The 11,778-nt window shown below is 68.7% G+C and carries 4 protein-coding genes; 2 read left to right on the top strand and 2 right to left on the bottom strand.

From position 1 onward, the window contains the following. Positions 1-4 precede the first annotated feature (4 nt). Complete coding sequence (locus GGE06_RS13190) at positions 5-1,039, bottom strand: LacI family DNA-binding transcriptional regulator (RefSeq protein ID WP_116162414.1); 1,035 nt, start codon at positions 1,037-1,039, stop codon at positions 5-7. A gap of 150 nt (positions 1,040-1,189) precedes the next feature. Here GGE06_RS13190 and GGE06_RS13185 point away from each other — a divergent pair, with 150 nt between their 5' ends. After that, complete coding sequence (locus tag GGE06_RS13185; RefSeq protein WP_116162416.1) at positions 1,190-2,146, top strand: ROK family protein; 957 nt, start codon at positions 1,190-1,192, stop codon at positions 2,144-2,146. Between the two features lie 131 nt (positions 2,147-2,277). Here the strand turns inward: GGE06_RS13185 and GGE06_RS13180 are convergent, their stop codons facing one another. Continuing rightward, the gene (locus GGE06_RS13180) at positions 2,278-2,724 is read right to left on the bottom strand and encodes a hypothetical protein (protein ID WP_312883128.1); all 447 of its coding nucleotides are present in this window, start codon (positions 2,722-2,724) and stop codon (positions 2,278-2,280) included. Positions 2,725-4,071: 1,347 nt separating this feature from the next. Here GGE06_RS13180 and GGE06_RS13175 point away from each other — a divergent pair. Further along, positions 4,072-11,727 carry a golvesin C-terminal-like domain-containing protein gene (locus GGE06_RS13175; protein ID WP_246532546.1) on the top strand — a complete coding sequence of 2,552 codons (7,656 nt, stop codon included), beginning with the start codon at positions 4,072-4,074 and terminating at the stop codon, positions 11,725-11,727. The last annotated feature ends 51 nt before the right edge of the window (positions 11,728-11,778 follow it).

Raw genomic sequence — 11,778 nt, 5'->3', positions numbered from 1 at the left:
GGCCTCAGGCGGCCGGTGGCGCGATCTCGCCCGATCCCCGGGCGAGCAGCGTCGTGCCGAGCACCAGCCGTTCCGGCGCCTCGTCGGCCCCGTCGAGGCGCCGGAAGAGGCGCTGCGCCGCCGTCCGGCCGAGCGCGGCGGCGTCCTGGGCGACGACCGTGACGCCGAGCAGATCCGCCAGTTCGATGTCGTCGAAGCCGACCAGGGCGACCGGCCGCCCGTGCCGGGCGAGGGCCCGGACCACGGTCACGGTGACCCGGTTGTTCCCCGAGAACAGGGCGGTCACGGGCTCGGGCGCCGCCAGCATCTCCCGCACCGCCGTGCTCACCCGATCCGGGTCCGTGGAGCCCGGGGAGACCCAGGCGTCCCGGACCGGGAGGCCCGCGTCCTCCATGGCGGCGCGGTAGCCGCGCAGCCGCTCGGCCGCGGTGTGGATGCGGGGGCGGTCGCCGATGAAGCCGATCCGGCGGTGACCGTGCGCGATCAGATGGGCCACGCCGTCGCGCGCCCCGCCGAAGCTGTCGGAGAGGACGGCGTCGGCGTCGATGCGCCCGGCGGGCCGGTCGACGAAGACCGTGGCGACGCCCGCCCTCATCTCCGGCTCCAGGTAGCGGTGGTCGTCACCGGCGGGGATGACGATGAGGCCGTCGACGCGGCGCGCGCAGAGCGCCAGCGCCAACTCCTGCTCCCGGTCCGGGTCCTCGGCGCTCGAACCGTTGAACAGCAGGGCCCCGTGCGCCCGCGCGACCTCCTCGACCGCCCGGCTGAGCGGCCCGTAGAAGGGGTCGGCGAGATCCTCCAGGACGAGGCCGACCGTCGCCGTGCGGCCCTTGCGCAGGACGCGCGCGCTGTCGTTGCGGCGGAAGCCCAGGGCCTCGATCGCCTCCCGTACGCGGCGCTCGGTGTCCGGGGTGACGCCCCGTTCGCCGTTGACGACCCGGGACACCGTCTTGAGGCCGACGCCCGCCCGGGCGGCGACGTCCTTCATCGTGGGCCGGGTGCCGTAGCGGGATTCGGGGCGGCGGGCTATGTCTGCCACGGTGCGGGGTTCCTCCGGAGCGGATGGCGCGGTGTCGAGCGGGTCGAGTCGATCTCGATTCGAGCATAGGGCTTGGACAACGTTGTCATCACTGGGAGACTGTACGGAACGACTTTCCGTTCCCGCCGTCGACTGGAGACCCCGCGCCCCATGGACACCGACCCCGCCACGGGCCTCGTCGCCGCCCTCGACATCGGCGGCACCAAGATCGCAGGCGCCCTGGTGGACGGCGAGGGCCGCATCCGCGTCCGCTCCCAGCGGCCCACGCCCGCGCGTGAGGACGGCGAGACGGTGATGGCGGCGGTCGAGGCGGTGCTGGCCGACCTCGCTGCCTCCCCGTTGTGGGAGTCCGCCGGGGCCGTCGGCATCGGCAGCGCCGGTCCGGTCGACGCCTCCCGGGGGACCGTCAGTCCGGTGAACGTGCCCGGGTGGCGCGACTACCCGCTCGTCGAGCGGGTCCGCCGGGCCGCGGCCGGCCGGCCGGTCACCCTCGTCGGCGACGGCGTCGCCATGACGGCCGCCGAGCACTGGCTCGGGGCCGCCCGGGGCCACGCCAACGCCCTGTGCCTCGTGGTCTCCACGGGTGTCGGCGGCGGCCTCGTCCTGAACGGCCGGGTCCACCCGGGCCCCACCGGCAACGCCGGTCACATCGGCCACGTCCCGGTGGACCTCGACGGCGAAGCCTGCGCGTGCGGCGGGCGCGGCTGCGTCGAGCGCCTCGCCAGCGGCCCGCACCTCGCCCGCCGCGCCCTGGAGAACGGCTGGCGGCCGGGGCCCGACGGCGACGTCTCCGCCGTCGCGGTGGCCGCCGCCGCACGGGCCGGGGACCCGGCCGCCGTCGCCGCGTTCGAGCGCGCCGCCCGGGCGCTCGCGGCCGGCATCGCCGCGACCGCCGCTCTCGTCGAGATCGACATCGCGGTCGTCGGCGGCGGGGTGGCGGGCGCCGGTGAGGTCCTCTTCGCCCCGCTCCGCCGCAGCCTCGGCACCTACGCCGCGCTCTCCTTCACCCGGAACCTGACCGTCGTCCCCGCGGCCACGGGCACCGACGCGGGCCTCCTCGGCGCCGCGGCGGCGGTCATGCGCGCGGACGCGGCTCCGGACTCGTGATCGGCAGCGGTGGCAGGCGCCGACCGGAGGCCACGGCCGGGCCCGTCAACACACCGCGCAGGGACCGGCGGTGGGGCGGCGCACTCGCCTGAACGGTCTGTCCGAGGTGTCCTGACGCGCCCGGGGCCGCGTCACGCCCTGCCGTTGCCGGCCGGTAGGGCGCCGGTGCACGTGGCGCGGCCGAACTCGCCCACGGCGGTGGCGCGTTGGACGTGCCTGCCGCCGATCGCCAGTGCGCAGGACGCCTGGCCGCCCTTTCCGTCGAGGACGACGGCGACGGTCGGAGCCTTGCCGACGGGCATCTGGACCGATTTCTTCCACGGGAGGGTCACGGCCTTCTCGACCGTGGCCGTGCCGGACTCGCCGCGGGCGAGATACGAGATCTCGACGGTCCCCGTTCCCGTGACCTCGTAGGTCACCTCGGCCGTCGCGGCGGCGCTCGGCTTCGGCTGCTCGTCGCTGTCGAGGACGCCGTAGCCGACGAGCCCGAGGCAGGCGAGCAGGGCGATGCCGGCGATCGCCAGGCCGCGCCGGGACGGGGCGGCCCCCGTGCCCTCGTGTTCGCTTTCCTCTCGCACTGCGCTTTCCGCAATTTCATTGGACGACATGAGAGGGCCCGGCTTTCGGTCGGTCGGCAGATGATCCGGGTGGTTATACACCACGCCGCGTGCCGGATGCGAGCGAGCGGAAGAATCGGGCGAACCATACCCCCTCGGTCCATCGATTGTCCTTTATGTCGCGGGGGTTGACCACGTCTCGCAAGAGTGGTTAGAAAGCGCGCTGCAATGCCCGTGACCTCGTGGTTTGTGTCTTCCATGCGATCACCCGAATTGCTCCCAGCTGGGCGGTAACCTCCGCGCCAGCTCGTTCGGCGTGCCCATTTCGCGTGTAGTGACGCGGGTGCGTCGATACCGAAAGGTATTGAGGTGAAAGTTCCGTACAGGAGATATCTCTCCTGTCTTGTCGTGGCGGCGGTAGCAGGTGCGCTATTGCCCCAGGTCGCCTATGGTGCTCCGCAGTCGCCGGCGACGGACGACGACAAGGGCGTCCTCGACACGGTCGCGGGTTGGTTCTCGGACGGCGAGGGCGAGGGCCGGTCGGGTGGGCCCGAGGCGCCGTCGAGCGACGGGACTTCGGTGGTGCCGAGCCGGGAGAAGCTGCCGAAGGGCAAGGCGGCTCCGAAGCCGAAGCGGGTCGCGGAGCTGACCGGGAGGCGGACGGCGAACGCCCGGTACTGGCAGCTGTCCGACGGCCGCGTGCAGGCCGAGGTGTCGGCGGTGCCGACCGGGTACCGGGCGGGCAGGTCCTGGAAGGACATCGACCCGACGGTCGTCCGGTCCGGTGCCGAGGGCTTCGCCTTCTCCAACACGACGAACGCGGCGAGCAGTTGGTTCGGCTCGGACGCGGAGCGGCTGCTGCGCTTCCAGGCCGACGGTCACACGGTGACCCTCGGTCTGAAGGGTGCGGGGAAGCTCGCGCCGGTGGCCGAGGGCGACACGGTCACGTACAAGGACGCGGTGTCCGGTGCGGATCTGTCGTACGTGGTCGGTCCGGGCCGTGTGAAGGAGAACATCGTCCTGGACGCGAAGCCGTCCGGTCCGGTGTCCTTCACGTTCACGCTGGACGCGGGCGGGCTGACGCCGAAGCAGAACGAGGACGGCTCGCTCTCCTTCTACGGTGAGGGCGCGGACCCGGTCCTGGTGATCCCGGCGGCGTTCATGACGGACGCGAAGAAGGACGCCAAGGCCGCGTACGGCTCCGCCTACAGCTCGGCCGTGCGGCAGAAGCTGACGCGGGCCGGCAAGGGCTGGGAGCTGACGGTCACGCCGGACGCGAAGTGGCTCGCGGCGCCGGAGCGGCAGTTCCCCGTCACGATCGACCCGACGATCTCGATCGCGCCGACCCCCACGACGGCGCAGGACGTGATGATCTCGTCGGACGGTCCGGCGACGAACTACGACGACAACTGGCGCCTGTCGGTCGGCAACACCTCCACGGGCGCGTCGCGCGCGCTGATCCGGTTCCCGGTCGGCAGCATCCCGGCCGGCACCAAGCTGGACTCGGCCGATCTGAGGCTGTACTTCGACCAGACCCACACCACGGGTGACTCCGAGGTCCAGCTGGAGGCGCACCGCGCCACGCAGCCGTGGACCGAGGCGCAGGCCACGTGGGACAACGCCAACGCGATCACGGGTGAGCTGTCGGGCACGGCGGTCGTCGTGGACAACGGTGAGGCCGGGCGTACGGCGGCGGTCGGCGCGTGGCCGGCGTCGGGGAACACGGCGTACACGCAGTACGCGGTGAACCAGACGTACATGTACAACAAGGACGCGGTCGCGGGTGACACGTACACCTGGCAGCCGAGTCTTCCCGAGGACGGCACGTACCAGGTCGAGACGCACAACGTCCCGGCCACCGACCGTGCCACGAACGCTCCGTTCACCGTCACCTACGACGGCGGGACGAAGGCCTACACGGTCAACCAGCAGGCCGGCACGGCCGGCGTGTGGAAGACGCTCGGCTCCCACCCGTTCAAGGCCGGCACCCTCGGCAAGATCGTCCTGGGCGACGGTCCGGCCTCGGCCACGACCTCGGTCATCGCGGACGCGGTGCGGTTCACCAAGGGCGGTGTGGTCACCAAGCAGCCCGGTGAGCTGAACACCTGGCACTCCTTCCCCGTCACCAAGACCGTCCAGTCCTGGATCGACGGGACGAACGTCAACAACGGCTTCGTGATCAAGGCCGGTGACGAGTCCGCGAACGGCCCCAAGGGCGGTCCGCGCTACGAGGGCAGCGAGTTCGGGTACGGCGGTGAGACCGCCAACTACCCGCGTCTCGTCCTGACCTTCGGCCGCCAGGGCGTCGACCTCGCCGCCCCGACCACGATCCACGACACCGGCGCGGAGCTGAACTGGTCCGCGTACCAGGACAAGGATCCGATCGGCACCGGCGACGACATCGTCGAGTACCAGGTCCACCGGTCCGTCAGCCAGACCTTCACCCCGTCCGCCGCCACGCTCGTCGCGCCGGTCGCGCCCGGCACGACGTCGTTCACGGACACGTCAGCGACGCCGACGAAGGCCGACGACGCCGACCCGTACGGCCGCGCGTACTACTACATGGTCGCGGTCAAGACGAAGGACGGGCAGGTCGTCGCCGCGCCCACCCAGCTCGTACGGCTGCCGAAGGCCGGCCGTACGACGAAGGTGTTCGCCGCGACGCAGGACACCACCCTGTCCTCGACCCGCACGACGCTGACGCACGACACGATCGACGACAGCGGCCCGAAGAACTGGCTGTCGGTCGGCAACAACTCCGCCACCTACGGCGACACCCGCGCCCTGCTGAAGTTCCCGGCCCTCGGCATCCCCGCCACGGCCCGGGTCCTGGACGCGAACGTGCGCCTGTGGTCCACGCAGACCGCCCAGGACACCACGGGCGCCGTCTACGAACTGCGGCCGCTGACGCGTGACTTCGACGAGGCCACCGCCACCTGGGTCAAGTCCGACGCCACTACCAACTGGACCGCTCAGGGCGGCGACTTCGGCGCCGTGGTGTCCGACACCGGCGCGATGACCAACGACCCGGCGCGCCACGACTGGAACGTCACCTCGCTGGCGCAGTCCTGGGTGACCACCCCGGCCTCGCAGAAGGGCGTCGTCCTGAAGATGGCCGACGAGGCCGCCTCGCAGGAGCGCACGCTGTTCCTGTCGTCCGAGGGCACCGAGCCGCGCCTCGCGCCCAGGATCGTGGTCACGTACGTCGACTCCACCACCGAGTCGACGTACTACGCGCCGCAGACCCCGGCCCGCATGACCCCGAACAGCGACTACACGGTCGACTTCACCCTGACCAACACCACGTCCTCCACCTGGACTTCGGCCGACAACGTCCTGACCTACAAGTGGACGCTGCCCGACGGCACGGACGTCACCAACGGCGGCAACCAGGTCCAGACGGCGCTCCCGTCGAACGTCGCCCCGGGTGGTTCGGTCAGCCTGCAGGCGCAGGTGAAGACCCCGATCAACTCGGCCAACGGCAACAAGCGCACCGACTACGTCCTGACCTGGGACGTCTACAACAAGACGACCGGCACCTGGACCTCGGGCACCTCCGGCATCCCGGGCCTGAGCCAGAACGTGGCGGTGGAGGACCCGACCTCCAACCAGCTCGGCCTGGAGAAGTTCTACGGCTACACCGGCAAGAACACCGGCTCCGGCGCCAGCATGATGAACAACATGGCGTCCGGCAACGTGGTGTGGTCGTACAACGCGTTCAACAACCCCGGCCGGGGCCTGAACACGTTCTTCCGGCTGGCCTACAACAGCCTGGACACCTCCGACACGGTCTCCGGCTACGGCTGGTCCATGCAGGCCTCCGGTCCGATCCGCCTGGGCGCGCCGCTGGAGTTCCAGCCCAAGCCGAACCCCACGGAGATCCGTCTTCCCGACGGTGACGGCACCACCCACGTCTTCCGCTGGGACTCGGCCACGAGCTCCTGGAAGGCCCCGGCCGGTGTGCACTACAGGCTGGCCGCCAAGCCCGGTCTGGACTGCACCCCGCTGAAGGACCCGATCCCGGACGCCTGGACGATGACCCGTCCCGACGGCACCCGCTTCCTGTTCGGCTGCGACGGCTACCTGACCTCCACGGTGGACAAGAACGGCAACACCATGCTGTTCACCTACGAGGAGCGGAAGTCCAACAACAAGCCGACCAAGTTCCTGAAGTACGTCACCGACCCCGCGTCGCGTCAGACGCTGACGGTGGACTACTTCAAGAAGGGCGACAACTCCTACGAGTACGTCTCGGACACGGGCACCATCGCCACGGGCTCGAACCTGACCAACTCGAAGATCTACGACCACATCAAGTCGGTCACCGACGTCTCCGGTCGTAAGATCAACTTCTGGTACACGGACAAGGGTCTGCTCGGCCAGTTCACCGACGGCGTGGGCTCCTCGCAGCCGAAGGTGTTCAAGTTCGCCTACGACGCCACGCAGGGCAACAAGAACGTCAAGATGGTGGCGGCCACCGACCCCCGGGGCAACGCCACCAAGCTGGACTACTACGCCCCGCAGACCGGTGACGACCCGAAGTACCACTGGTGGACCAAGACCATCACGGACCGCCTGAACAACAACACGACGTTCGCCTACAAGGCGGACACGGTGAACCCGAGCTTCACCGACACCAAGGTCACGGACGCCGAGTCGCACGTCACGGACTACGTCCTGGACGACTTCGGCCGCCAGGTGAAGTCCACCAACGCCAAGTCCGAGACCCTGGACATGTCCTGGGACGCGGACAACAACGTCATCCTCATGAAGGAGGCGAACGGCGCCCAGACCACCTGGACGTACGACCAGAAGACCGGCAACCCGCTGACGAAGAAGGACGCGGAGGCCAACAAGAACGGCACCGCGGCGACGGTCTACACGTACCAGACCCGTGCGGACGGCTTCTCGGCCGACCTGTCCACCAAGACCTCCCCCGAGGGCCGCAAGTGGCAGTTCGGCTATGACGCCTTCGGCAACCTGAAGACGGTCACCGACCCCATGGGCGCCGCCACCACCTCGGTGCCCGGCGACTACACCACCACGTACGACTACGACGCGTACGGGCAGCTGACCAAGGCCACCGACGCCAACGGCAACGCGACCGTCAACTCCGACTTCGACGTCATGGGCTACCCCAGGACGATCACCGACGCGGAGAACCACGCCACCTCGTTCGTCTACGACGAGCGCGGTCAGGTCACCTCGGTGACCGACGCGCTGGGCACCACCACCACCCAGACCTACGACGCCTTCATGCGTCCGCTGGTCAACAAGCTGCCCAAGGACCAGGCGCAGGGGGTGTTCATCACCACCCCGGCCCCGGTGTACGACGCCAACGACAACGTCACCACCAGCACCGCCGCGGACGGCGTGGTCTCCACCGCGGTCTACGACCCGGCGGACCAGGTGACCCAGTCGACCGGCCCGGACAACAACCTGAGCGGTCGCACGACGCGCTACACCTACGACAAGGTCGGCAACCTCAAGACCACGACCGAGCCCAAGGGCGTGGCGACGACCTCCGTCCCGGACGACTACGTCACCACCAACAACTACAACGAGATCTACCAGCTCATGTCGGTGGTGAACGCCCAGGGCGACAAGGTCTCCTACGAGTACGACAACGTCGGCAACCCGGTCACGGTCATCGACCCGAAGAAGAACGCCACCGCCGACACCACCGACTACACCAGCAAGAGCTCCTTCGACCTCAACCACCGCGTCACCAAGGTCACCGACGCGGCGGGCAAGTTCACCACGAGCGAGTACGACAAGGACTCGCTGCTGGTCAGGAGCACCGACAAGGAGGGCAACGTCAGCGAGGTCGTCTACGACCAGCGCGGCAAGAAGATCGAGCAGCGGGTCCCCTACTCGGGCAGCACCCTGCGCGTCACGAAGTTCGAGTACGACCAGATGGGCAACACCACCAAGGTGATCAGCCCGCGCGGCACCGCCACCGCGGCCGTGGACGACTTCACCAGCCGCACCGAGTACGACAAGCTCAACCGTCCGGTCAAGCAGTACCAGCCCTACGACCCGGCGGACGCGCGCTACAACGACCCCAACGTCTACACCCAGACGACCTATGACGTGGTCGGCCGCGCTTCGCGGGTCTCCGCGCCGCCGTCGGCGGGTCAGACGGTCCGCAACGACACCGACTACACCTACTTCGACAACGGCTGGACCAAGACGTCCACCGACCCGTGGGACATCGTCACCTCCTACGGCTACAACACGACGGGCCAGCAGGTCTCGCGCACCCTCACCTCCGCCGGCGGTTCCAGCTCGCGGACCCAGGGCTGGGCGTACTACCCCGACGGCAGCATCCAGTCCCGTTCCGACGACGGCATCCCGGTCGGCGCCCACGTGGTGGTGGCGGACGACTCCGACACCCAGACCACGTCGGCGACCGGTACCTGGGCCACGGCCTCGGCCACCGGCCAGCAGGGCTACGACCACCGCACCCACGCGGCGGGCACGTCGACGGACACGTTCACCTGGACGCTGAACGTCCCGCAGGACGGCGGCTACACCGCCTACGTGAAGTACCCGACGACCTCGGGCGCCTCCACGGCGGCGAAGTACACCGTCACCCACGACGCCGGCACCACCGCCAAGACGGTCAACCAGACCACCGGCGGCGGCACCTGGGTCTCGCTGGGCTCGTTCACGTTCAAGCAGGGGATCACGTCCAAGATCACCCTGGCGACCGACGCCTCCGGCAAGGTCGTCGCCGACGCGGTGAAGATCGTCCGTACGGTCACCGAGACGGACAACGAGAAGAAGAACTTCACCTACTCGTACGACCTCAACGGCAACCTCACGTCGATCACGGACGCCTCCTCGGGTGCCAAGATCGACACGTACTCGATGACCTACACCGGCCTCAACCAGGTCCAGAAGGTCAGCGAGTCGCTGTCCGGCGTCGAGAAGAAGGCCACGTCGTTCACCTACGACGCCAACGGCCAGAAGTCGACGACGAGCCACCCGGACCAGTACGCGCAGTACTTCTACGACGCGCGTGAGCTGGTCAAGACGGTGAAGGTCGGCAAGTCCGTCTCGGACGCCTCGCCGAAGACCACCGACTACACCTACACCGACCGCGGCCTGCGGCTGAAGGAGACCAAGGCCAACGGCAACACGGTCGACTACGCCTACTACCTGAACGCGGCGCTGAAGACCCAGACCGAGAAGAAGCCCAACGGCACCCTGGTCTCCTCGCACGCCTACGCCTACGACGCCAACGGCAACCAGGCGCAGGACGTCGCGTCCAAGATGAACGCCGACGACCACGGCGCGTACCTGAACTCCACCACGGACTACACCTACGACCCGGTCAACCGGCTCGCCCAGTCCGTGAAGACGGGAACCGGCGCGGGCACCGAGACCTACGTCCACGACGCCAACGCCAACGTCGTCACCCAGACGATCAAGAACGTCACGACCAACTACACCTACGACCGCAACCGGCTCCTGAGCTCCAGCATCGGTGCCGCGACCAACAACTACAACTACGACCCGTACGGCCGACTGGACACGGTCGTCGCGGGCGGCAAGGTGGTCGAGGACCGGGACTACGACGGTTTCGACCACGTGGTCAAGAACGCCAAGCTGCAGACCGACGGGGTCACCACGAAGACGACCACCTACGTCTTCGACCCGCTGGACCGCACGGCGTCCAAGACGGAGGCCGGCAAGACCACCGACTTCAACTACCTCGGCACCTCCAGCGAGGTCCTGAACGAGGCCGTCGCCGGCGAGGTCACCAAGTCCTACCAGTACAGCCCGTGGGGCGAGCGCCTCGCGCAGCTGAAGAAGAACACCGACGGCTCCGAGGAGCTCGGCGTCTACGGCTACAACGGCCACACGGACGTCGAAACCCTCACCGACACCACTGGTGACACCAAGTCCACCTACGGCTACACGGCCTACGGCAACAACAACGACGCCGAGTTCACCGGCATCGACAAGCCCGACACCGCCCAGCCCGACAAGGAGGCGTACAACCCCTACCGCTTCAGCGCCAAGCGCTGGGACGCCGCCAGCGGCACCTACGACATGGGCTTCCGCGACTACAGCCCCGGCCTGAACCGCTTCACCAGCCGGGACATGTACAACGGCGCTCTGGCCGACATGCAGCTGGGATCGGACCCCTTCACGGGGAACCGCTACGCCTTCACCGGCGGCAACCCGATCAGCAGCGTCGAGATCGACGGTCACAACTGGTGCGAAGGCGGAGCCTTCTGCCCCTGGGACGACAACTTCGCCTCCGCGTGGGTCGGCACCGTCGAGACGGTCGCCGACACGCTCGCCAGCCCCGTGCTCGCCGCGGAGCCGATCCTTCGGGACAAGTGCCCCGGATGCTTCGGGACCCCCGGCAATCCCAATGGAGTGGACCTGGGATTCGAGTGGGTCGCCGGCACCGGTCCCAAGCACCGGGACTTCGGCGGAAACGACGCCTTCACGCAGTCGCTCATGGACCACTACCACGTCCAGCGCGTGCGTGAGATCGCGACCGACAACATCAACGGCGGAAACTACAATCTGGGCGCCACGGTCGCGCAGCGCTACAACAAGGAAACGGGGGTCATGGAGAACAACGGTCTGAATCACTCGCTGAATTCCAAGACCGTCTTCATGGACTTCACGTCGAACATGTCCGCGGCGTTCCTCGGTTCCTACAACATGGACTACACCGTCAAGTCCGTCGACAAGGAGGCGGGTACGGCCACCATCCAGTTCCATGTGAGCAACGACAGCACCATGAACTCCGGAACGCACATCGCCCCGGAGCTCGGCGGGTACAGCTCCTGGTGGAGCGAGAACATCGCCAAGCCCCTCAACTCGTATTACGAGACGGGGCGTTTCAGCACGAAGTCGCAGGACGTCACGTGGACGGAGACGGTCGACCTCAACGACCCCAAGGCTCCGTCGCAGTCCTCGCCCTCGCCCTCGTCCTCGTCGGATGATTCGAGTAGCTTCCTGGACACCGTGACAAGTTTCCTGGGCAGCCTCTTCTGACGGACGCGCCTTGAAAAACGGCGGGGCCGCCCCCAGGGATCCCTGGGGGCA

This window comes from Streptomyces nymphaeiformis, from assembly GCF_014203895.1.
Classification (GTDB): Bacteria; Actinomycetota; Actinomycetes; order Streptomycetales; family Streptomycetaceae; genus Streptomyces; species Streptomyces nymphaeiformis.
This window is presented reverse-complemented; position numbering and strand designations above follow the sequence as displayed.

Coding starts and splice junctions, on each gene's coding strand:
- GGE06_RS13185 (WP_116162416.1), top strand. CDS start 1,190: ATGGACACCGACCCCGCCACGGGCCTCGTCGCCGCCCTCGACATCGGC.
- GGE06_RS13175 (WP_246532546.1), top strand. CDS start 4,072: ATGATCTCGTCGGACGGTCCGGCGACGAACTACGACGACAACTGGCGC.